Genomic DNA, 22769 nt, shown 5'->3' on the forward strand with positions numbered 1-22769 from the left:
GGGTCGAGGTGGCCACACGCTGGCACGATGCGGAATCGTAGCCGGGTGAATTCACGAAGTAACACAGATTTAACGAACTTTGCTTACTCTCGCGGACATGGATCGCCAAAAGGAATTCGTGCTTCGCACCCTGGAAGAGCGCGACATTCGGTTCGTCCGATTGTGGTTCACGGATGTTCTCGGATACCTGAAATCGGTGGCGATCGCCCCCGCGGAACTGGAAGGTGCCTTCGAGGAGGGCATCGGCTTCGACGGATCCGCGATCGAAGGGTTCTCGCGGGTGTCCGAAGCCGACACCGTCGCGAAGCCGGACGCCTCCACGTTCCAGGTTCTGCCCTGGAGCTCGAGCAAGGGCCATCAGCACTCCGCCCGCATGTTCTGCGACATCGCCATGCCCGACGGGTCCCCGTCCTGGGCCGATTCGCGGCACGTGCTGCGACGGCAGCTGAACAAGGCCAGCGACCTCGGCTTCAGTTGCTACGTGCACCCCGAGATCGAGTTCTTCCTGCTCGAGAACGGGCCGATCGACGGCACGCCGCCGAAGCCCGCAGACTCCGGTGGGTACTTCGACCAGGCAGTCCACGACTCTGCCCCCAATTTCCGCCGCCACGCCATCGACGCGCTCGAGTCGATGGGAATCTCCGTCGAGTTCAGCCATCACGAGGCGGCCCCCGGCCAGCAGGAGATCGACCTGCGGTATGCGGATGCCCTGTCGATGGCCGACAACGTCATGACCTTCCGGTACGTGGTGAAGGAAGTCGCCATTGCCGAGGGGGTGCGGGCCACGTTCATGCCCAAGCCGTTCAGCGATCAAGCCGGCTCGGCGATGCACACGCACATGAGCCTGTTCGAGGGCGACACCAACGCGTTCCACAACCCGGACGATCCGATGCAGCTGTCGGAGACCGGGAAGGCGTTCATCGCCGGCATCCTCGAACACGCCAATGAGATCAGTGCGGTCACCAATCAGTGGGTGAACTCGTACAAGCGGCTCATCCACGGTGGAGAAGCTCCGACTGCGGCCTCCTGGGGTCCGTCGAACCGGTCGGCGCTCGTGCGTGTCCCGATGTACACGCCCAACAAGGCGTCGTCGCGTCGAGTCGAGATCCGCAGCCCAGACTCGGCGTGCAACCCGTATCTCACCTTCGCGGTCCTGCTCGCTGCGGGACTGCGCGGTATCGAGAAGGGTTACGCACTGCCGCCGGAGGCCGAGGACGACGTGTGGGCGTTGACATCGGCCGAGCGGCGCGCCATGGGGTATCGCGAACTCCCCGGGAACCTCGACGGGGCGCTGCGGGAAATGGAGAAGTCCGAACTGGTCGCCGAAGCACTCGGTGAGCACGTGTTCGACTTCTTCCTCCGCAACAAGCGTCGCGAGTGGGAGGAGTACCGCAGCCACGTGACGCCGTTCGAACTCAAGACGTATCTGGGGTTGTGAGCAAGAACATGGTGAAGCCTCCGGCAGCGCGTTCTGCCGTTCCCGGCCCGGGTCGACTGGGCCTCGTCGAACCGACCGCTCCCGCCGAACTTCGAGATCTGGGCTGGGTAGGCGAGGGCAGCGTCGAGCTGCTCTGGTCCCTCTCCCGTGCAGCCAACGCCGACCTCGCGCTCCGCACGTTGGTGCGGATGAAGGACGGTCTGGGCGACGGGTGGGAAGCCCTCGACAAAGCCCTGCGGACCGACAAGGCCCTGCGCGGGCGCTTGTTCGGCTTGCTGGGTGCTTCCAGTGCGTTCGGCGATCATCTCGTAGCGGACCCCGCGCTGTGGACCAATCTCGCCGGCGACGTGACCCTGCCGACGAGGGAAGAGGCGAACGCCCGGATGTTAGCGTCCGTCGACGCCCACCCGGAGGAAGGCGTTCATCCCGAGGCGAATCTGTACCGGGCCGCCGTGACGGGCTCGGACGCTGTCGCCGCATTGCGCAAGTCGTACCGTGACCAGCTCATGCTCCTGGCCGCCGTGGACCTCGCGGCCACCGTCGAGAACGAACCGGTACTTCCGTACCAGACCGTCGGGCGTCAGTTGTCCGATCTGGCGGACGCCGCACTCAATGCCGCCCTCGCAGTCGCCGTCGCAACAGTGTGTCCGGAAGCGCCCTGCCCGGTGCGGCTCGCCGTGATCGCGATGGGCAAATGTGGTGCACGCGAACTGAATTACGTCAGCGATGTGGACGTGGTCTTCGTCGCCGAGCCCGCCGATGCGATCGCCAGCCGGATCGCGGGTGAGCTGATGCGCATCGGATCGACGGCCTTCTTCGACGTCGATGCGGCACTGCGACCCGAGGGTAAACGCGGCGAACTCGTCCGCACCCTCGAATCTCACGTCACCTACTACAAGCGGTGGGCCAAGACCTGGGAATTCCAGGCGCTCCTCAAGGCTCGGCCGATGATCGGCGACCTCGAGCTGGGACGGCAGTACGTCGAGGCCCTCAGCCCGATGGTGTGGACGGCCTCCGAGCGGGAAGATTTCGTTCCCGAGGTGCAGGCCATGCGCCGGCGGGTAGAGGAGATGGTTCCGCCCGAACTGCGCGAGCGGGAGCTCAAATTGGGCCGGGGCAGCCTGCGGGACGTCGAGTTCGCGGTGCAGCTGCTCCAGCTGGTCCACGGACGTGCGGACGAGGCGCTCCACGTGCAGAGCACCATCGACGCCTTGACGGCGCTCGCCGCGCGCGGGTACGTCGGGCGCGACGACGCCGCGAATTTGGCTGCGTCGTACGAATTCCTGCGGCTGCTCGAGCACCGGCTGCAACTGCAGAAGTTGCGACGCACCCACACGCTTCCGCCCGCCGAGGACGAGGAAGCATTGCGGTGGCTGGCGCGGGCCGCCCACATGCGGCCGGACGGCAGCAAGGATGCCCTCGGCGTCCTCAACGCCGAAATCAAGCGCAACGCCCACCGGGTGCGGCGCCTGCACGCCAAATTGTTCTACCGCCCACTGCTCGAATCGGTGGCTCGGATCGACAAGGATGCTCTGCGGCTCAGTCCCGACGCGGCAATCCGGCAGTTGGCGGCGCTGGGATACACGGCACCCGAGAACGCCCTCGGACATCTGACGGCGCTCACGAGCGGTGCGTCCCGAAAGGGCCGCATCCAGGCGCTGCTGCTGCCGACGTTGCTCGAATTCCTCGGTGACACACCGGACCCCGACGCGGGGTTGCTCGCCTACCGCAGGCTGTCGGATGCGATGAACGACCAGACATGGTTCCTGCGTCTGCTCCGTGACGAGGCGTCCGTGGCCGAGCGACTGATGACCGTGCTGGGTTCGTCGGCCTACGTTCCGGACCTGCTGATCAAGGCCCCCGATGTGGTGCGGTTGTTTGCCGATTCCCCGGGCGGCCCGCGCCTGCTGGAATCGAAACCGGAGGACGTCGCGCGGGGAATTCTGACGGCGTCGGCACGCCACGACGATCCGGCGCGCGCCATCGCGGCCGCGCGGTCCCTGCGCCGGTACGAACTGGCCCGGATCGCCTCCGCCGACATTCTCGGCATGCTCGACGTGCCCGGGGTGTGCCGGGCGCTGTCCTCGGTGTGGGCGGCCGTCCTCAACTCCGCGCTGACCTCGGTGATCAACGCGAGCGAGAAGGAGCTGGGCGAACCGGCACCCGCAACGTTCACGGTGATCGGGATGGGCCGGCTCGGTGGCGGTGAGCTGGGCTACGGATCCGACGCCGACGTGCTCTTCGTGTGCGAGCCCCGCGAGGGCGTCGACGAGACCGTCGCCGTCAAGTGGGCCAACGGAGTCGCCGACAAGGTGCGCTCGCTCCTGGGTGCGCCCAGCACAGATCCACCACTCGAGGTCGACACCGGGTTGCGGCCGGAGGGTCGTAGCGGTCCCGTCGTGCGCACGCTCGCGTCGTACGAGGCCTACTACGCACAGTGGGCGCAGGCCTGGGAGATTCAGGCGCTGCTGCGAGCGCACCACGTTGCCGGCGACGCCGACCTCGGACTGCGCTTCCTGCACATGATCGACAAGACGCGTTACCCCGAAGGCGGGGTGTCCGAGCAGGCGGTACGCGAGATCCGGCGCATCAAGGCGCGGGTCGACTCGGAGCGGTTGCCTCGCGGCGCCGACCCCGCCACGCACACCAAACTCGGCCGCGGCGGGCTCGCCGACATCGAGTGGACTGTGCAGCTGATCCAGCTTCGCCACGCCCACGACATCGAGTCGCTCCACAACACGTCGACCCTCGAAACTCTCGACGCCATCGGGGCCGCAGAACTGCTCAGTGAGGCAGACGTCCAACTGCTACGCGACGCGTGGATCACGGCGACGAAAGCCCGCAACTGCCTGGTGCTGGTGCGCGGTAAGCCCACGGACCAGCTGCCCGGCTCCGGTCGCGTCTTGTCCGCGGTCGCACAGATTGCCGGCTGGGGTAGTGACGACGCGGGCGGGTTCCTCGACCATTACCTGCGCGTCACCCGACGGGCCAAAGCAGTGGTGGAGAGGGTCTTCGGCGGGTGATCGCCGCCTGGGGGGTGCGAGCGCTCACTGCCCTCGGGTGGTGCGCGGTGCTCGTCGGGGTGTTCGGTGTGGTGCTCCGATTCCTCGACGTGCACAACCAACGACTCCTCGTGCTGGCGTCGGCCGCCCCCTATTTGATGGCCGCGGCAGCGGTCGGGGTGCTGGTTCTCGGAGTGACGCGGCACTGGGTCGGATTCGGCGTGGCCCTGACAGTCGCGGCGGTAGCCACGCTGTCGCAGGCGCCGCTCTATCTGGCGAACGGCTCGGCGCCGGCATCTGGTCCGGAAGTGACTGTGATGCAAGCCAATATCTGGCTCGGCAACGCTGATCCCGATTCGCTGAGGAGGCAGATCGAGGACAACGACGTCGACGTCGTTACCGTGAACGAACTGACGCCCGAGGCTGTCGGGCGGCTCGAGGCGTCGGGTATCTCGTCTGTGTTGCCTTACTCGTTTCTGCGGCCCGGGACCGGCGGGGTAGGAACCGGGATCTGGAGCCGGTATCCGCTGTCCGAACAGATTCACCACGAGGAGTTCCTGCTGACGGCGCTGTCGGCGCGGATAACCCTTCCGGACGGCGCGAGTGCTGCCGTGTACGCCCTGCATCCCGTTCCGCCCTGGCCGGTGGATTCCGCGGTGTGGGCGGGGGAGATGGACCGCATCAAGGCGTTGCTCGACGGGATCCCCGAGGACTCGGGTCCGGTGATTCTCAGCGGCGATTTCAATTCCACCCGCGATCACGTCAAGTACCGCAATCTGGTGAGCGGCCGCTTCCGGGACGCCGCCGACCAGGTGGGTGCCGGAATCCAGAACACGTATCCGGCAGACCGGCAGCCGTTTCCGCCGATGATCGCGATCGACCACATCGTGACGAGCGGGGCCCGGGCGCAGTCGGTCGAGTCGGTGGTGATCGCCGGTTCGGATCATCGGGGCTTGATCGCAACGATCACGCTCGGTCCTTGACGGTCAGGGGAGTGTCACAAATCCCTTGTCTGCCAGCCAGTTACGAGCGACGTCCGCCGGTTCCTGTCCTTCGACGTCGACGAGCCGGTTCATCTCGGTGACCTCCTCGTTGGTCAGGGCGTCCGAAATGGGCGCCATGACCTCCGCCACCTGTGGGTGGGCATCGGCGAAGTCCTTCCGCATCGTGATGGCAGGGTTGTACTTCGGGAAGAACTGCCGGTCGTCCTCGAGAAGAACCAGATCGAGCGCGATGATGCGTCCGTCGGTGGTGAACACCTCACCGAACTTGCATTCTGTGCCGTCCGCGGTGGCCTGATAGATGATGCCGGTCTGCAGGATCTGCCGGTTCGCTCTCGCGGGATCGAAGCCGTAGGTGGCGGCCAGCCCGGGGAAGCCGTCCTGTCGCACATTGAATTCCGTCTCGACGCACGTGGTGGCGGCCGCAGGGTCGCGGTTGACCAGGTCTGCGTACTGGGACAACGTGGTGATGCCGGTCTGCTCGGCGGTCTGCCTGTTCATCGCCAGGGCATACGTGTTGTTCATGGGCGCGGGCTCCACCCACACCATGGCATTGCGTTCGAGGTCTTCGTCCCGCACGGCCTCGAATTGCGCGACGGGGTCGGGCACAGGAGTCTCGTTGCCCAGATAGTTGATCCAGCCGGTTCCTGTGTACTCGTAGGTGACGTCGATCTGCCCGTCCAACTGCGCGTCCCGGGTGCTGTTCGATCCCTGGATGTTGGTGAGATCGCGCACCTCGGCGCCGGCGGCGCTGAGCGCGAACTCGATGATGTACCCGAGGATCACCTGCTCGGTGAAATCTTTGGACCCGACGGTGATCTTGACCCCCTCGAGTCCGGGGACAGGCTGGATACTGCCGGGGAGTACGGACAGCGGCAACGCGCCACCGGATTCGAGACCGCAGCCGGCCAGGAGAGTGACACTGCACGCCAACGCCGTTGCGGCAAGAGTGCGCCGGAGTCCTCGTCGCAAGGCCATCAGCGCAGTCCCTTGGGGCCCAGGAACTCCTCGGCCAGTGCACCGCACCAGTCGACCAGAAGCGCGAGCGCGACCGCGAGCACCGCGCCGACGACCAGTGTGACGTTGTCGCGCAGCTTGTATCCGGTGTCGATGAGGATGCCGAGACCGCCCCCGCTGACGAGGAAGCTGAGGGTCGCAGTGCCGACAGCGAGGACGAGCGAGGTACGCAACCCGGCCAGGATGTACGGAACGGCCAGTGGCAACTCGACTTTCTGCAACACCAGGCGCGCCGTCATTCCCTGCCCGCGCCCGGCGTCGATGACGGCGGGATCGACCTGCTGCAAACCGAGCATGGTGTTGCGAAGCACAGGAAGCAGCGAGTAGAACGCTATGGGCAGAACGCCGATCCAGAACCCGGTGGTACTGGTGGCCAGGAACAGCAGCACGAGCAGCCCGATCGCCGGCGCGGCCTGACCGATGTTGGCGATACCGATGAAGACTGGCGCCAGCCTGGTGAAACCGGGGCGCGTCAGAAGGATTCCCAGGGGAACTGCGATGGCGACGACGATGGTGACGACCACGACCGTGATCAGCACATGCTGCCACGTCAGGGTGGCGATGTTCGCGGCGTTGAGGCTGCCCTTCTGAGTGGCCGTGAGTTCGCGGTTGAATGCCCAGCCGAGGACCCCGGCCACGAGTACGAGCACGATCACCGGTTGAACCAGCAGCCGGGCACGTTCTGACCGACGGGCGGTGGGGATGTCCTGTGCGACAACGGCGGTGGTCATGACGGCGGCCCCTCCACGCTCGTTTCCCCGTTCTCGTTGTCCGGCCCGTGCTCCTCCCGCATCGCGGAGAGGTGGTTCACCAGCGTGTCGATACTGATGAGACCTTCGTATTCGCCCCGCCGGCCGGTGACGACGGTCGAGGCGCTGCTTTCGGCGAGCAACGCCTCGAGCGCATCCTGCAGCGTCGACTGGGTGGAGACGACCTCCTCGATCGGGTCACCGACGTCCTGCAGTGAGGTGGCGTGTGCCAGGTGGCCGAGGGACACCCAGCGGATGGGGCGATCACGTGCGTCGAGAATAAGACCCCACTTGATCTTGCGTGGTGTGATGGCCGCCCGCAGCTCGTCGACCGAACCGTCGGCATACGCGGTGGGGCAGTCGAGGAGCGGCACGTCCCGGACCCGGGTCAGCGTCAACTGTTTGAGCGACGCGTTCGCGCCGACGAAGCCGGCCACCATGTCGTTCGCGGGATTCGCGAGAATCGCATCCGGGGTGTCGTATTGCATGATGTGCGACTGATCCCCGAGAACGGCGATACGGTCGCCGAGCTTGACGGCCTCGTTGAAGTCGTGGGTGACGAAGACGATGGTCTTGCCCAGATCCGACTGCAGTCGCATCAGTTCGTCCTGCAGCAGTCCGCGCGTAATCGGATCCACAGCGCCGAACGGCTCGTCCATGAGCAGGACCGGGGGATCGGCGGCCAGGGCCCGGGCCACGCCGACCCGCTGTTGCTGTCCACCCGACAGCTGCCGGGGATAGCGGTCCCGGTAGACGTCGGGGTCGAGTCCCACAAGGTCGAGCATGTCGTCGGTGCGCTGGGCGATCTTCTTCTTGTCCCACCCGATCAGCCCGGGAACGGTGGCGACATTCTTGGCGATGGTCAAATGCGGGAAGAGCCCTGCCTGCTGTATCGAGTAGCCGATGCCCCGCCGCAACCTGTCGGGATCGATGGACAGCGCATCGTTGCCGCCGATCGTGATCTTGCCCGACGTCGGTTCGATGAGGCGGTTGATCATCCGCATCGTGGTGGTCTTGCCGCAGCCGGACGGGCCGACGAATACGACGATCTCGCCCGCCGGGATGCGCATCGAGACGTTGTCGACGGCCGGCCGGCTCTGGCCGGGATAGTTCTTGACCACATTCTCGAGGACGATTTCGACGCCTGAGACGGTGTCGGCGCCGGTGCGTGCTGTGTCGAGTTCAGTCACGGATCCCCCTGGAAGTGGTGAGTCGCCCGACGACCACGAAAAGGCCGTCGAGCACGAGAGCGAGAAGGACGATCAAAACGGTGCCCGTGAGGGCCTGCGGGACTGCCGTGGGGCTTCCCACCCGGGACAGTCCGGAGAAGATGAGGTTGCCCAGTCCGGGGCCCTTGGCGTACGCCGCTATGGCGAGAATTCCCATCAACATCTGGGTGCTCACCCGCATGCCGGTGAGGATCGACGGCCACGCGAGCGGTAACTCGATCCGGCTCAGCACAGCGATCCGGCCCATACCGACACCTCGTGCCGCGTCCGTCACCGCCGGGTCCACCGACGACAGACCGAGGATCGTGTTCCGGATGATCGGCAGCAGGGCGTACAGGACCAGGGCCGTCACGGTGGGAGCCACACCGAGACCCAGGATGGGGATCAGGAGGCCTAGTAGGGCGAACGACGGGACGGTGAGGATGGTGCTCGCGAGCGCTGTGGCGACGGCCGAGCCCGCCGGACTGCGATACACGACGATGCCGACGACCACCGCGACGACCGTGGCGATGACCACCGATTGCACCACAGCGCTGACGTGCAGATAGGAGTCCGTGAGCAGTTGCTGCTTCCGCGCGGAGACGAAATCCCACAGCTGCACGATGTCCACTGTGCGACACCTTTCACCCGTCGAAACCTGTTCCGAGATATTTCACAGTGCTATGCGCCGGCCCTGTACGCAGGCAAATGCGAATCTTCGGCGGGTTGTACGCGGTCAGTCGGGGCAGGGGTCGTCGATCTCGGCAGGACGGTCGCTCACTCGGTCAGAACATCAGGAGCCGGTCAGCCAGGACAGCAAGCGGCCCCGCGACCAGCAGCGGCCGATGGCCTCGGCGCGCAGAGTCGACGCGTCGAACACAGCCAGCCCGATGATGCTGTGGCCGGAGGCGCGGCGATCGCCGAGCGTCGGTATGGACGGCGCGACCCCGACTCCCTCCGCCGACACCCACACCACAACCCGGCCGGCTGCGTCACCGAGGCGGTGCAGGAAGCGCACGCGGCTTTCGAGGGACAAGCGCGACAGCGCCCACGTCGTCGTCACGACGGGCAGGGCGTCCGCGGGCACACGGGCGAAGGCCTCAGGCAGAACCTCGACGGCGTCACCTCGGAGCAGCAGCGGAGGCTCCGTCGCCGCCAGCGCGATTTCCGCATCGAGCCTGGCGACCCGCTCCGGCTGGTCCGGCCACACGCAGGCGCGTAACCAGCGGGCTTCGTCCGCGTCGGTCACGTCGACCGGATCGAGGTCGATGCCCACCCGGGCGACAACCTCGGGCATCGCCCGCGGCGGGAGGGGGCGATCTCCCACGATCGAGGACGACTGCTGTACCGGAGATGACGGGTCGCCCAGGAATTGTCCGTTGCTGTAGGTGATGCCGACGCGATCGACGGTGAGATCGAACCCGGCCGAACAGCCCACGTCGATCAGCGCAATCCTCTCCGCACCCACCCGGCTTGCAGCCTCAGCGATGGCGGGATACAGCACAGTGCAGTGACCGGTGTCATCGGCCCGCATCGTCCGGCGCACGGCGGTGGCCACCACAGAGCCGGTCATGTGCACCAGCGTGTCGATCGCCGCGCCGACGGCAGCGTCGCGGTCCGCGGCGGCATAGGCGGCGGCGAGCGCGGGGGCGTGTCCGGCGAGCGCGAGGTCGTGGAGCGCGGCGAGAATGACCGTGGGGTGCCGCTTGCGCGCCGGCGCGGCCTCGATCGCGCGCAGCGCTTCCGCGGACTCGCTCAGGGCGACGGCGATGCGATGGTACAGCGGCGATGTCGGGGCGGCATCGACCTCACCGAAGTCTCGGTACACCTGAGCGAGTGTGCGGGCCCTACTCACGATCCCGACTTTCACTTGGACGAGCTCGGCGCTCACTTCCCCGGAACATCAGGTGGTGGGAATGGCGAAAAGCAGGGTGGACACGGCGATCGAGACACCGAACAAGGCGATCATCACGGCGTATCCGATATTGCGCCGGCGAGGAGAGATCGCCGGGTCCATCCACCATCCGAACGCCTTGAAGGCGGCCGGAACCGCCCACCACCCCAAGATCTGGGTGGTGACGACATTGCCGATGAACAGCGCGATGGCAACGGGGACACCGCGAGCCTCGATGAGCGGTGCACTGACGAAGTGGCCCCAGATCACCACCATCGGATACAAGACGAGGAGTACCAGGAGGTTGCTCCGCGCAACCGGAACCTCCGCGGACTGTTCGCCTTTCGCCCCGCGAAACCAGAAGTCGAAACCGTAACTGGCCCTGCGGACTCGAAGGTTCTGATTGAAGCGCGCCCCCTGTTCGAGAAGTTCGGCGCGCTCTGCCGAGTTCATCCAGCGCTCGAGATTCTCTTCGGTGTCGAAGCTGAGGACGATCGTCCAATCGTCGGTGACGCCGCGGACAGGCCGCTCCACCTTGTGCCCCCGGAAGCCCGTGAACCGGGCCTCGGCGGCGGAAATCCGACGCTGCCAATCCATGAAGGCGGACTCGTCCTCCGGATCGATGCGGCAGGAGATGACCACCGACGACGCAGCCTGCGCGGCAGTCTGTTCACCGGTGAGCAGATGGACGTCCTCGTTGCCGATGAATGCGTGCTTGATCTCCGCGACGAGGGTAGTCCGTTCGGAACTGTCCAGCCATGCTCTGGCGTCGTCGATCGTGGTGAACCGTTGGACCGTTACCCAGTCGTCCTGCACGGGCGGTGACGGCGGGATGATGTCCTGATCGATGAATCCTGGACGACCCGACAGGATTTCGGCTGAGCGGTGCTCCCAGCGCAGGTACTCGTCGAAACTGGCGTCGTCGATCCTGCGTCGGAAGATGATCGACACCGGCGATTGCGCCGGATCGCGGGCGGAGCGAGGCACGCGTTCACCCCCATCGGTTCGGCCCAAGGCAGTGTGCGGCCGGGTTTCCGGATCATATCGCCGGTCTCGGTGGCAGCGAGGAGGTTCCCGTACTTCTGGAAGTCCTCCCATCCACGGCCGCCGCGGTGACGAATAATGGAGGGTCGGAGAATCACGGAAGGTGCACGATGAGCGGAGTGAGTGGGAACGGACTCGGTGATCGCCAGTTCGACGCGCTGAAGGATGCGCTCCACAGCTTGTACTCAGAACTGGACTCGGCGGGGCGAACGGACCGATTCCTCGAAGAAGTCAGCCGCGAGGCCCTCGCCCTGGTGCCGGGCGCCCACCTGGCAGGCGTCACAGTCCTTCTGGACAACGGAGATGCCACGACGAGAGCCGCCACCGACCGCTTGGTCGTCGACGTGGATCGTGTCCAGTACGACGCCGGCGACGGGCCGTGTCTCGAAGCTGCCCGCACGCAGACGATCACGCGGGCCGATTCCGAGGAAGCGACACGGCGATGGCCGTCGTTCGCACACAGCGCCCGGCGCTTGGGTGTCGCGAGCTACCTGTCCGCGCCGATACTGCTCGAGGGAAAGTACCTCGGCGCACTGAACGTATACAGCCGGGAGGCACATGGTTTCACCAGGGCCGATGCCGCCGTCCTCAACGTGCTTCTCGTTGCCGTCCGATACGCCCTCGACGGCGCCTCGCGACTCGAGGAGGCGCGCAGGCGTGGTGAGCAACTGGAGACGGCGATGAAGTCGCGTGCGGTGATCGAGCAGGCGAAGGGTGCCATCATGGCGGCCCGCCGGGTCTCCGCCGACGAGGCGTTCCAGGTTCTGGTCACCGAGTCGAAGAACCGCAACATCAAGCTGCGCGTCATCGCCGAGGAGATGCTTCGGACGCTGCAGGAAGGGTGAGGCGGCGGCGCCGCCTCGACTTCTGAACCGGCGCCGCCTGGACGATCCAATGGTCCGGAACACTGGAACGCCTGGTGTGGCGGTTACCCGAGTCGCCTGGAGTGAAACAGGTGTGCCACAGGAGAGACGAACGAGCCCATCCGTGGGAATCGGCTGCAGGCAGCCGAGACCACGGATGGGCTCGTCGGAGAAACGATCCGCGCGAAGGCGGGAACCTACGACTTACACGTCGTAGTACAGCTGGAACTCGTAGGGGTGCGGCCGCAGGTTGACCGGAGCGATCTCCTGCTCACGCTTGAGCGAGATCCAGGTCTCGATCAGGTCGGAGGTGAACACGCCGCCCTCGGTGAGGTAGTCGTGGTCCGCCTCGAGGCGGTCGATCACTGCCGACAGGCTGGTGGGGGCCTGCGGGATGTTGCGGGCCTCCTCCGGCGGGAGCTCGTAGAGGTCCTTGTCGACCGGAGCCTGCGGCTCGATCTTGTTCTTGATGCCGTCCAGGCCGGCCATCATCTGCGCCGCGAAGTTCAGGTAGGGGTTACCCGAGGAGTCGGGGGCACGGAACTCGAGGCGCTTGGCCTTCGGGTTGTTGCCGGTGATCGGGATACGCACGGCCGCCGAGCGGTTGCGCTGGCTGTACACCAGGTTGATGGGGGCTTCGTAGCCCGGCACCAGGCGGTGGTACGAGTTGACGGTCGGGTTGGTGAACGCGAGCAGCGACGGAGCGTGATGCAGGATGCCGCCGATGTAGTGGCGTGCCATGTCGGACAGACCCGCGTAGCCGGCCTCGTCGTGGAACAGCGGCTTGCCGTCCTTCCACAGCGACTGGTGGACGTGCATGCCCGAGCCGTTGTCGCCGAACAGCGGCTTCGGCATGAAGGTGGCGGACTTGCCGTGCTTCCACGCGGTGTTCTTCACGATGTACTTGAACAGCTGCAGGTCGTCTGCGGCTGCGAGCAGCGTGTTGAACTTGTAGTTGATCTCGGCCTGACCGGCGGTGCCCACCTCGTGGTGACCGCGCTCGAGCTCGAAGCCCGCGTTCTGAAGGTTGGTCGAGATCTCGTCGCGCAGGTCGACGTAGTGGTCGTACGGTGCGACGGGGAAGTAGCCACCCTTCGGACGGACCTTGTAGCCCAGGTTGGGGCTGCCGTCGGCATTGAGTTCGGCGCCCGTGTTCCAGGATGCGGAGACGGAGTCGATCTCGTAGAAGGAGCCGTTCATCTGCGAGTCGTAACGGATCGAGTCGAAGATGTAGAACTCGGCCTCGGCGCCGAAGAACGCCGTGTCGGCGATGCCCGTCGACTTCAGGTATTCCTCAGCCTTGCGGGCGACGTTACGGGGGTCGCGACTGTAGGACTCACGCGTGAACGGGTCGTGGACGAAGAAGTTCACGTTCAGTGTCTTGGCGGCACGGAAGGGGTCGATCTGCGCGGTAGCGACGTCGGGGAGGAGCATCATGTCCGACTCGTGGATCGACTGGAAGCCGCGGACGGACGAACCGTCGAACGCGAGGCCGTCCTCGAAGACATCCTGGGTGAACGCAGAGGCCGGGATCGAGAAGTGCTGCTGGACGCCGGGAAGGTCACTGAACCGAATGTCGACGTACTCGACGTTCTCGTCCGCGATGAACTTGATGACCTCTTCGGCCGTGGTGAACGCCACGCTTGTGCTCCTTAAGTCGCTTCAGCCAAGTAGATATTGGCGAATTCGTCGTGCCAGACGGTATGGACCTGGTGTTGCCCGCGGGTCAACCTTTTGTTTCCGGCATGTTACGCGTCGCAACGTCCTGGGCTTTTGCGGGCGGGTGTGACTGCGCACACAGGCCCGAACGCCAGTGTGAGGTGCCCCGAGCGGCGACGCCTATCCTGGACAGCATGGCACGTATCACCGGCTCCTGGCTCTCCGGACCCTCGGCTGCCCTGCCGAACGGGGCAGCCGAGGCGCAACAGTCCTATCGAGGTGAACGCCTCGGGCTGCCGGCGGACGGGCCCGGCGCGCTCGTCGGCACCGGCCGCCGTCTGGCGGCCCTCATGATCGACTGGGTGTCGTCGGCGGGCGTGGCCGCGCTGATCATCGGAGACAATCCACTCGAAGGCCCGTTGTCGAGCGTCACGTTGCTCGTGTGGTTCGTCGTCGGGATCGCCGCCGTCACCTTGTTCTCCTTCACTCCCGGGCAGTTGTGCCTGGGAATACGGGTAGCGCGGGTGGACGGCCCCGTGCGTGTCGGCTTCGTCCGTGCGCTGGTGCGTCAGGCCCTGCTCGTCTTCGTCGTGCCTGGCACCATCACCGATGTCGACGGCCGTGGCATGCAGGACCGCGCCACCGGCACCGCCCTCGTGCGCACACGCTGACTCCGACCTCGACGAAAACGCCGATGCCGGGCCGATGCAGTCGAGCTGCATCGGCCCGGCATCGGGCTTGAGTGACAGAGGCGAACTCAGCGACGACGGATGGTGCGCTGCACCCCGCGCATCTTGGCGCCGCCCGGCATGGGGCCCTTGGGTAGTGCGGCACCGCCGCTCCGGCTGCTCAACGCCGCGAGACGCGACTCGATAGCGTCCATGCGCTTGGTGTCGATGTTCTTCGGGAGCTTGTTGAGGTACTTCTGCAGCTGCGAGAGCGGTACCTGCCCCTCGTCGTTGCCGATGACGATGTCGTAGATCGGCGTGTCACCGACGAGTCGAGCGGTCTTCTTCTTCTCCTGCGCGAGTAGCGATTTGACCCGCTGCGGTGATCCCTCGGCGACGAGGATGACCCCGGGGCGTCCGATCACTCGGTGCACGGCATCGAGCTGAGTGGTACCTGCGACAGCGCTCGTCACTCGCCAGGCACCCTGCATGTTGTCGAGCGCCCACGCCGCGGCGCCCGCCTGCCCTTCGGCTTTTCCGTACACAGTCTTCTGCACACGCCGGCCAAAGATGATGAACGCTCCGAGGACGCCGAGCAGGAGACCGATGGGCAGCAGAAGCCACTGGATGCCCCAGATCAGACCGACGAGGAAGAACACCACCGCGAGTCCGACCAGGGTCCCGAGCATGAGCGGCAGCAGCAGCTTGTCGTCCTTGCGCTGCATCTGGAAGGCCTGCCAGAGCTGGGTTCTACGCTCCTTCGATGCCTGCCTGCGAGCTGCCTTGGCGGCTGCTTTCGCTTCCTTGCCGGGTTTGCCCGCTTTACCAGATTTACTGCCGTTCGCCATGCTGTTCAGGATACGTCCCCAACACTCGGGACCGATGACCCGTCCGGTGTTGGTCGACGTCGTCGCTTCGCGTTACCGTGCGAGCCTGGCCATGAGGGAGCTCGCCTCCTGTGACGCACTGCCGCCCTCCGCGAGATGCGCTTGGCCGACGGGCAGTTCACGGCCGTGGTGGGCCATCGCCTGTGCGTAGAGTCGGCCGGCGCGGTAGGAGGAGCGGACCAGTGGTCCGGCCATGACGCCGGCGAAGCCGATCTCTTCGGCGGTGGTGGAGTGCGCCACGAATTCCTCGGGCTTGACCCACCGCTCGACGGGGTGATGCCGCGGCGAGGGGCGCAGGTACTGGGTGATGGTGATGATGTCGCAGCCGGCGTCGTGCAGGTCGTGCAACGCCTGGGTGACCTCGTCGGGGGTTTCACCCATCCCCAGGATCAGGTTCGACTTGGTGACGAGTCCGTCCTCGCGGGCGGCGGTGATCACGTCGAGGCTGCGCTGGTAGCGGAAGGCCGGGCGGATGCGCTTGAAGATGCGGGGCACGGTCTCGACGTTGTGGGCGAGGACCTCGGGGCGGGTGGAGAACACCTCGGCGAGTTGCTCGGGTTTGGCGTTGAAATCCGGGATCAGTAGTTCGACGCCGGTGCCGGGGTTGAGCTGGTGGATCAGCCGCACGGTTTCGGCGTAGAGCCAGGCGCCGCCGTCGGGGAGGTCGTCGCGGGCGACACCGGTGATGGTCGAGTAGCGCAGGCCCATGGCCTGCACGGACTCGGCGACGCGGCGGGGTTCGTCGCGGTCGAGGTCGTCGGGTTTGCCGGTGTCGATCTGGCAGAAGTCGCAGCGCCGGGTGCACTGCTCGCCGCCGATCAGGAAGGTGGCCTCGCGGTCTTCCCAGCATTCGTAGATGTTGGGGCAGCCGGCTTCTTCGCAGACGGTGTGCAGGCCCTCTCGTTTGACGAGGCTTTTGAGCTCGGAGTATTCCGGGCCCATCTTCGCTCTCGTCTTGATCCAGTTCGGCTTGCGTTCGATCGGGGTCTCCGCATTTCGGATCTCGAGGCGGAGCAATTTGCGTCCTTCTGGGGCCACAGTCACGCAGACGATGGTACGCCCGGCCCGAGGTACCCGGCGGGCCGGGGACGCCCGTCAGCCGTACTGAACAGTAGTGAAGGTGGGGGTCGACGAAGAGCGCTGGGCGGCCGCGGCAGCGTCGAACTCGACCCGTTCGATGTCGTGATCGGTGATCGGCAGAGTGCCGTCGAGTGCGGCCAGGACCGCCTCGGTTACGGCGGGAGTGACCTCGTCGACCGTCACGTCGCGGCCGAGTTCGTGCGAAAGCGTGGTGACCCCGGCGTCGCGGAGGCCGCAGGGAATGATGTTGTCGAAACCCGTGAGAACAGAGTTGCAGTTCAGCGAGAAGCCGTGCAAAGCGACGCCCCGCTGCACTCGGACGCCGATGGCGGCGACCTTGCGCTCCGGTAGCCACTGCCCGTCGGTCAGGGAGGCAGCCAGCCACACACCGGAACGACCCTCGACCCGACCGCAGTCCAGGCCGAGGTCGGTGCAGACGGTGATCAGTGCCTGCTCGAGGCGGCGCACATACTTCACGACGTCTACCGGTTCGGCGAGCTTCAGGATCGGGTAGCCGACGAGCTGGCCGGGGCCGTGCCAGGTGATTTTCCCGCCGCGGTCGACGTCGATCACGGGCGTGCCGTCGCTCGGCAGGTCCTCGGGTTGCGTCCGACGCCCGGCGGTGTACACGGGCGGGTGCTCGAGGAGCAGCAGCGTATCGGCGCCGATGTCCTCCGCGCGTTGGGCAGCGAGCTCACGCTGACGATTCCATGCATCGACGTAATCGATCAGGCCGAGATTCTCGACGGTGATCGGGTCGCGGCTGAAACGGGCGGAAAGTGGCACGCTGCTCATGTGCTAGAGATTACGCCCGGCTCGAGTTACCGCGGACGTGACCTCCTTCACCGCACGAGGCAGGCATCGAGTGCCTCACCGATCGTGTTGTGGCGAAAAGAGAAGCCGCACGCCTCCAGAACGGTGGGGATGGCGCGCTGGCCCGCCAGGATGCCTTCTCTCGCGAACTCGCCGACCAGTGCGTTCAAGGCGAAACCCGGGACGACCCAGGGCGCCGGACGGTGCAGGGTCCGCGCCACCGCACTATTGAACTCGGCATTGGTCACGGGTGCGGGCCCGGTGAGGTCGACCGGTCCGTCGACGTCGTCGCGGGCGAGGAGGAACTTGATGGCATCCACCTCGTCCTCCAGCGAAATCCATGACAGGTACTGGCGGCCGTCCCCGAGGCGTCCACCGAGGCCGATCGAATACAGCCGCCGCAGTTTGCCGAGCAGCCCACCCCGTGGTGAGAGGACGATCCCGCTGCGGATCAGAACCGTCCGGACGTTCGACGCGACCGCAGGAGTTGCGGCCGCCTCCCAGTCGCGACAGGTGTCGGCGAGGAACCCGGTACCCGATGGCGAGCTTTCGTCGACGACGGTATTGCCCGTGTCACCGTAGTAGCCGACAGCGCTGGCGCTGACGAACGCGGGGACGCGAGCCTCCGCCACCGCCTCGGCCAGGACGTCGGTGGCCGCAATGCGGCTGTCCCGGATCAGTTGTTTGTACGCCCCGGTCCATCGTTTGTCACCGATGCCGACACCACACAGATTCACGACCGCGTCGGCGTCGGTGAGGATCGCCGTGTCGAGCCGGTCCTTCTGCGGATCCCACCGCGATTCGTCGGGTCCGGCCGTTGCCCGCCGCACCAGCCGGACGACGTCGTGGCCGTCGCCACGTAGAGACGAGACAAGTGCAGTTCCGATCAGCCCCGAGGAGCCGGCGATGACAACCCGCATGTGCAACAGCCTCCTTCACAAGGCAGGGGCACCATTCCGGAATGAATGGTGCCCCTGCGCGAATCCGAACCGTACCGACTCGGTGTGCTCCGCGAACTACAGGCCGAGATCAGCCTCGAACGAAGCCTCCTCCAGGCGATGCTTGACCGTGGTCAGGAAGCGTCCGGCATCGGCGCCGTCCACCAAGCGGTGGTCGTACGTCATCGGCAGGTAGCACATCGAGCGGACGCCGATGGATTCGCTGCCGGACTCGTCCGTCACGACGACCGGGCGCTTGACGATCGCGCCGGTACCGAGCATCGCCGCCTGCGGGGGCACGAGGATCGGGGTGTCGAACAGGGCGCCCTGGCTACCGATGTTCGTGATGGTGAACGTGCCACCCGACAGTTCGTCGGGCTTGAGGCCACCGGACCGGGCGCGCTTGGCGATGTCGGCGATGGCGCGGGCCAGCCCGGCGAGCGACAGATCACCGGCGTTGTGGATCACCGGGGAGAGCAGGCCCTGCTCGGTGTCGACCGCGATGCCCAGGTGCTCGGCGTCGTAGTAGGTGATCTGCTTGTTCGCCTCGTCGTAGCTGGCGTTGACGTTCGGGTGCGACTTCAACGCCTCGACGACAGCCTTCGCGAAGAACGGGAGGAACGTGAGCTTGACGCCCTCGCGCTCGAGGAAGGTGTTCTTGGCCCGCGCACGCAGTGCGGCGATCCTGGTGACATCCACCTCGAAGGTCTGGGTGAGCTGCGCCGTGGTCTGCAGCGACTCCCGCGTCTTCGTCGCCGTGATCTGGCGAATACGGTTGGCCTTCTGCGTGGTTCCGCGCAGGTGGGCCAGCTCCGGGCGGACTCCGGCTGAGGTGGGCGCCGGTGCCGAGGCGGCCACCGCGGGGGCCGATGCCGGTGCTGCTGCGGGAGCCTTCTTGGCCTCCGCGGCCGCGAGGACGTCCTGCTTGCGGATGCGTCCACCGACGCCGGTGCCGGTGATCGAGGACAGGTCGACGCCGTTGTCCGCGGCGAGCTTGCGGACGAGGGGAGTGACGTACGGGGTGCTGTCGCCGGACGGTGCAGCGGGTGCCGACGTCGCGGCCGAGGGTGCCGGTGCGCTCTTGGCGGGCTCCGCCTTCGCGGGCTCAGGCTTGGGCTCGGGCTTCGGTTCTGGCTTCGGTTCCGGCTTCGGCTCTGCCTTTGCGGGCTCCGGGGTCGGCTCGGGTGCCGCAGCAGGCTTCGCGGCGGGAGCGCCGGATCCGATGACGGCGAGCTGACCGCCGACCGAGACCGTGTCGTCTTCCTGCGCGCTGATCTCGAGGAGGGTTCCTGCCACGGGCGACGGAATCTCGGTATCGACCTTGTCGGTGGAGACCTCGACGAGCGGCTCGTCGACGGCAACCTCGTCACCGACGGCCTTGAGCCACCGGGTCACGGTGCCTTCTGTGACCGACTCGCCCAGTTCGGGCATCGTCACCGGGGTGCCGTCGGAGCTTCCGTTGCCGGACGAAGCCGGTGCGGATTCGGCGGCCGGTGCCTCCTGAGCGGGTTCCGTGGCCGGCTCTTCGGCCGGCTCTTCCGCGGCCGGCTCGGGTGCGGAGTCGGACGACGGCGCTTCACCGTCGTCACCGATCACGGCAAGCTCGCCACCGATTTCCACGGTGTCGTCTTCCTGAGCGACGATTTTGCTGAGCACGCCGGCCACGGGGGACGGGATCTCCGTGTCCACCTTGTCCGTGGAGACTTCGAGCAAGGGTTCGTCAACTTCGACCGTGTCTCCTTCCTGCTTGAGCCATCGCGTGACAGTTCCCTCGGTGACACTCTCACCAAGCGCTGGCATCTGGACGGAGAAGGCCATGTCTTTTGACTCCTCGACAGTTGTGTTCGGGTTGTTGAATTTTGTCGACTTGTGGTCGTGAACCATTGTGCTCGAGATGCACATATCTTGCGGCTACTCGCAGGTAATTCCGATTCGTCGTCACCCACTCGCTGTGTCGGCGCTCCACATCTTTCCATTGATCGGAGGCGCGCGTCCGTCGAGGGTTCCCCCACGTCGGCTCGGGTGTGTCGCGACGTTCGCCCTACTGGCGAGTAGTTTCCGATCGCGGCACGGAGCGGAAGTTGCCTGGCAAACTGGGGGAACCGTGCCGGCACCGACCGGCGCACGCTCCCGAGGAGGCCCGACGTGGGGTTGTTCGACCGTTTCTCGCGGCCACGACCGGGCCGCCGATCCCAGGCATCGCCCGAGGACGCTTCCTATCTGGCGAACTGGGCGCGAACCCACCTCGGCGTCGAGGCCTATGTGGAACCGCAGACCACGGTGACCGAGGTCACCGTGGTCTTGGTCGCCGCCGACGGGGAATGGACCCGGCGCCGCGTCGGCGGCGAACGGGGCGCCCGCAAGCTCGGCGAAGAGCTGCAGATCCCCGTCTACGACGTCCGCAAGACCGGTTACCCCCAGCGCATGCGCGACCACGACGCGCGGCGGCGCATCGAACGCCGACGCGAGCGGGAACGCGACCTCTAGGCGGCTTCGCCGCCCGTGCGCCTTTTTGGTAGCGGGGACAACCAGAAAGGCGCACGAGCGTGGAGCGCCTAATGGGAGTCGATCAGCGAGCCTACGACAGGTAACTGCCCGTCCACGGCAGGCTGATCACTGAGCCGCCGGCCCGGTGAGCACTGTTCACGCCTGGAGTGTTGGTTGACTCCTACGGCTAGATCGTGCCCCGGCCGGTCGGTGAGGTCGCCTATAGCGCTGATGGGGTGTCGTGCCGCGAGCACTGATCCATTAGACGGTATGGAGGTAATGGCTGGGGCCTCGCGCCACATGTGATCGTGGGTTGCCGACAGGAAGCGGTCCTGGCCGGTAGAGCCACAGATGTGGGAGGCCCCAGCAATGAATCAGCGTACGAGTGTTGGGTTGGATGTGCACGCGCGGTCGGTGGTCGCGTGTGGACTCGACGGGGATACCGGCGAGCTGTTCGAGCGGCGGTTGACGCCGGATCGCCACGAAATTTTCGGATGGATACGTACTTTGCCGGAGCCGGTGGCGGTGACCTACGAGGCCGGGCCGACCGGGTTCGGGTTGGCGCGGTTCCTGCTGGCCGCGGGGATCGAGTGTCTGGTCGCGGCACCATCGAAACTGCAACGTCCCGCCGGTGACCGAGTCAAGACCGATAAGCGAGACGCACGGCATTTGGCACGGCTGCTGCATCTGGGTCAGATCGTGGCGGTATCGATCCCCGATGTCGAGCAGGAGGCCGCGAGAGATCTGGTGCGGGGACGGGAGGATGTGCGCCGCGATCTGATGTCGGCACGGCATCGTGTATCGAAACTGCTTCTGCGGCAAGGAATCGTCTACTACGAGGGCAAGGCGTGGACGAAGGTACATGACACCTGGTTGCGTCGGCAGAGGTTCGAGGTGCCGGGGTTGCAGCTCGCCTACGACACCGCCTACGACACCATGACTGCGGCTGTGGATCGTCGCGACCGCCTGGATGCAGCGATCGCCGAGATGGCCGCGACAAGTGTCTACACCCCGGTGGTGACGCGGCTCGGGTGCCTGCGCGGGGTGTCCACGCTGACCGCGTTCGGGTTGGCCGTCGAGATCGGCGACTGGCAGCGGCTCACCGGCCGCTCGATCGGCGCCTACCTGGGGCTGGTGCCGACCGAATCGTCGTCGGGCGCGACGCGGTCACAGGGAGCGATCACCAAGACCGGCAACGGGCACGCGCGCCGGCTGCTGATCGAGGCCGCCTGGCAACACCGTCGGCCGTATCGTCCCGGGGTGGCTCTGCGGCGGCGATGGAACAATGCCTCACTAACGGCCCGGGCCCGCGGTCAGCAGGGTAACCGGCGCCTGCACGCCCGGTGGAACGACTTCGAGCAGCGACGCAAGCGGCCGGCGGTGGCCAACACCGCGATCGCCCGGGAACTCGCCGGTTGGTGCTGGTCACTGGCCGTCCTCGACGACTGAGGCGGGCTGGACGCCACGAGCATCCCTCGAGGCCCTGATTATCCTGATCGTCACTCGCCCGGGCGACAAGGTCGGTTCTCCTCGCTGCGCTGCGGGGACTCCACCTTGCCTCTCTGCCGCGTGACGATCCGACAGGCCAGGGACCGAGGTATGCCCACGGCGCCCGACAGATGTCCGAACGACCTTCCGCGGTGGTGACGGCAGCGCCTGGGAGTGACCCGCGAGCGACCTATGAGCAATCCTTATCTCCGCGTTGGGATCACGCTCGCCATTAGACCCGCGAACCCACTCCAGCCGAACAGTCCGTCCTGCGGTAACCAACCCGCGCATATCAGAGTGACCGCGCGTCGATACAGACACGCTCGCCACCACCTCCCCGGTCATTCGGTCAAAATGAAGCGGCGTCCGCGACGACGGTCGTGGGCGCCGCTTCTCCCTGCCCTCTTGACAAAGTCGGTTCCATATCAGGTTGCCGCTGGGTGCCTCTGGGCTCGAACAGGTTCCACCCAGAATAGGAGACCAAAGGAGGCGATCGATGATCTTCGTCGGAGATGATTGGGCCGAAGACCATC

19 protein-coding genes are annotated in these 22769 nt (G+C 66.2%); 7 read left to right on the plus strand and 12 right to left on the minus strand.

Annotation, left to right across the window (positions count from 1 at the left end):
• The first annotated feature begins 97 nt into the window (after positions 1 to 97).
• From ACH49N_RS35835 to ACH49N_RS35845, 3 genes are read left to right on the plus strand one after another with little or no spacing between them, the layout of a single operon-like run.
• Positions 98 to 1438: a glutamine synthetase family protein gene (locus ACH49N_RS35835; protein ID WP_109329144.1), complete on the plus strand. Its 1341-nt coding sequence runs from the start codon at positions 98 to 100 to the stop codon at positions 1436 to 1438.
• Positions 1439 to 1446: 8 nt separating this feature from the next.
• Positions 1447 to 4461, plus strand: a complete 3015-nt coding sequence (locus ACH49N_RS35840) for a bifunctional [glutamine synthetase] adenylyltransferase/[glutamine synthetase]-adenylyl-L-tyrosine phosphorylase (protein ID WP_358277589.1) — start codon at positions 1447 to 1449, stop codon at positions 4459 to 4461.
• Positions 4458 to 5423 carry an endonuclease/exonuclease/phosphatase family protein gene (locus tag ACH49N_RS35845; RefSeq protein WP_159921609.1) on the plus strand — a complete coding sequence of 322 codons (966 nt, stop codon included), beginning with the start codon at positions 4458 to 4460 and terminating at the stop codon, positions 5421 to 5423. The genes ACH49N_RS35840 and ACH49N_RS35845 overlap by 4 nt, the downstream gene beginning before the upstream one ends.
• A gap of 3 nt (positions 5424 to 5426) precedes the next feature.
• Here ACH49N_RS35845 and ACH49N_RS35850 read toward each other — a convergent pair whose 3' ends face one another.
• The 6 genes from ACH49N_RS35850 to ACH49N_RS35875 all read right to left on the minus strand — a co-directional run bounded on the left by ACH49N_RS35850 (position 5427) and on the right by ACH49N_RS35875 (position 11296).
• On the minus strand, positions 5427 to 6419 hold the full coding sequence (locus tag ACH49N_RS35850; protein ID WP_358277587.1) for a glycine betaine ABC transporter substrate-binding protein: 993 nt from the start codon (positions 6417 to 6419) through the stop codon (positions 5427 to 5429).
• Positions 6419 to 7189 carry an ABC transporter permease gene (locus ACH49N_RS35855; RefSeq protein ID WP_358277585.1) on the minus strand — a complete coding sequence of 257 codons (771 nt, stop codon included), beginning with the start codon at positions 7187 to 7189 and terminating at the stop codon, positions 6419 to 6421. The genes ACH49N_RS35850 and ACH49N_RS35855 overlap by 1 nt, the downstream gene beginning before the upstream one ends.
• On the minus strand, positions 7186 to 8397 hold the full coding sequence (locus ACH49N_RS35860) for an ATP-binding cassette domain-containing protein (protein ID WP_358277583.1): 1212 nt from the start codon (positions 8395 to 8397) through the stop codon (positions 7186 to 7188). Before ACH49N_RS35860 ends, ACH49N_RS35855 begins: the two co-directional genes overlap by 4 nt.
• Positions 8390 to 9046, minus strand: coding sequence for an ABC transporter permease (locus tag ACH49N_RS35865; RefSeq protein WP_397505063.1), 657 nt, complete (start codon positions 9044 to 9046; stop codon positions 8390 to 8392). Before ACH49N_RS35865 ends, ACH49N_RS35860 begins: the two co-directional genes overlap by 8 nt.
• Before the next feature lie 162 nt (positions 9047 to 9208).
• Positions 9209 to 10270, minus strand: coding sequence for a DUF2332 domain-containing protein (locus ACH49N_RS35870; protein WP_358277581.1), 1062 nt, complete (start codon positions 10268 to 10270; stop codon positions 9209 to 9211).
• A 48-nt stretch (positions 10271 to 10318) separates the two neighbouring features.
• Positions 10319 to 11296: an antibiotic biosynthesis monooxygenase gene (locus ACH49N_RS35875; protein ID WP_358277579.1), complete on the minus strand. Its 978-nt coding sequence runs from the start codon at positions 11294 to 11296 to the stop codon at positions 10319 to 10321.
• 167 nt (positions 11297 to 11463) lie between these two features.
• On the opposite strand from ACH49N_RS35875, the gene ACH49N_RS35880 reads away from it, so the two are divergent.
• Entirely contained in the window at positions 11464 to 12198 is a 735-nt protein-coding gene (locus ACH49N_RS35880) for a GAF and ANTAR domain-containing protein (protein WP_358277578.1), read from the plus strand.
• Positions 12199 to 12420: 222 nt separating this feature from the next.
• On the opposite strand, the gene glnA is transcribed toward ACH49N_RS35880, so the two are convergent.
• The gene (gene glnA, locus ACH49N_RS35885) at positions 12421 to 13857 is read right to left on the minus strand and encodes a type I glutamate--ammonia ligase (RefSeq protein ID WP_109329159.1); all 1437 of its coding nucleotides are present in this window, start codon (positions 13855 to 13857) and stop codon (positions 12421 to 12423) included.
• A 212-nt stretch (positions 13858 to 14069) separates the two neighbouring features.
• On the opposite strand from glnA, the gene ACH49N_RS35890 reads away from it, so the two are divergent.
• Positions 14070 to 14546: an RDD family protein gene (locus ACH49N_RS35890; RefSeq protein ID WP_159921625.1), complete on the plus strand. Its 477-nt coding sequence runs from the start codon at positions 14070 to 14072 to the stop codon at positions 14544 to 14546.
• A gap of 86 nt (positions 14547 to 14632) precedes the next feature.
• Here the strand turns inward: ACH49N_RS35890 and ACH49N_RS35895 are convergent, their stop codons facing one another.
• From ACH49N_RS35895 to sucB, 5 genes are all read right to left on the minus strand, one after another.
• Positions 14633 to 15391 carry a DUF4191 domain-containing protein gene (locus tag ACH49N_RS35895; RefSeq protein WP_109329163.1) on the minus strand — a complete coding sequence of 253 codons (759 nt, stop codon included), beginning with the start codon at positions 15389 to 15391 and terminating at the stop codon, positions 14633 to 14635.
• 72 nt (positions 15392 to 15463) lie between these two features.
• Entirely contained in the window at positions 15464 to 16474 is a 1011-nt protein-coding gene (gene lipA, locus ACH49N_RS35900; protein ID WP_358277575.1) for a lipoyl synthase, read from the minus strand.
• 51 nt (positions 16475 to 16525) lie between these two features.
• A complete protein-coding gene (gene lipB / locus ACH49N_RS35905; RefSeq protein ID WP_358277573.1) occupies positions 16526 to 17305 on the minus strand; it encodes a lipoyl(octanoyl) transferase LipB in 780 nt (259 codons plus the stop codon).
• Positions 17306 to 17352: 47 nt separating this feature from the next.
• On the minus strand, positions 17353 to 18243 hold the full coding sequence (locus tag ACH49N_RS35910) for a TIGR01777 family oxidoreductase (protein ID WP_358277572.1): 891 nt from the start codon (positions 18241 to 18243) through the stop codon (positions 17353 to 17355).
• A gap of 96 nt (positions 18244 to 18339) precedes the next feature.
• On the minus strand, positions 18340 to 20079 hold the full coding sequence (gene sucB, locus ACH49N_RS35915; protein ID WP_358277570.1) for a 2-oxoglutarate dehydrogenase, E2 component, dihydrolipoamide succinyltransferase: 1740 nt from the start codon (positions 20077 to 20079) through the stop codon (positions 18340 to 18342).
• 327 nt (positions 20080 to 20406) lie between these two features.
• Here sucB and ACH49N_RS35920 point away from each other — a divergent pair, with 327 nt between their 5' ends.
• Positions 20407 to 20748 (plus strand): oxidoreductase, encoded by a 342-nt coding sequence (locus ACH49N_RS35920; protein WP_358277568.1) that lies wholly within the window; start codon positions 20407 to 20409, stop codon positions 20746 to 20748.
• A gap of 369 nt (positions 20749 to 21117) precedes the next feature.
• A complete protein-coding gene (locus tag ACH49N_RS35925; RefSeq protein WP_358277567.1) occupies positions 21118 to 22197 on the plus strand; it encodes an IS110 family transposase in 1080 nt (359 codons plus the stop codon).
• Positions 22198 to 22769: the final 572 nt, after the last annotated feature.

This window comes from Rhodococcus sp. NPDC019647, from assembly GCF_044389235.1.
Lineage (GTDB): Bacteria > Actinomycetota > Actinomycetes > Mycobacteriales > Mycobacteriaceae > Rhodococcus_F > Rhodococcus_F oxybenzonivorans.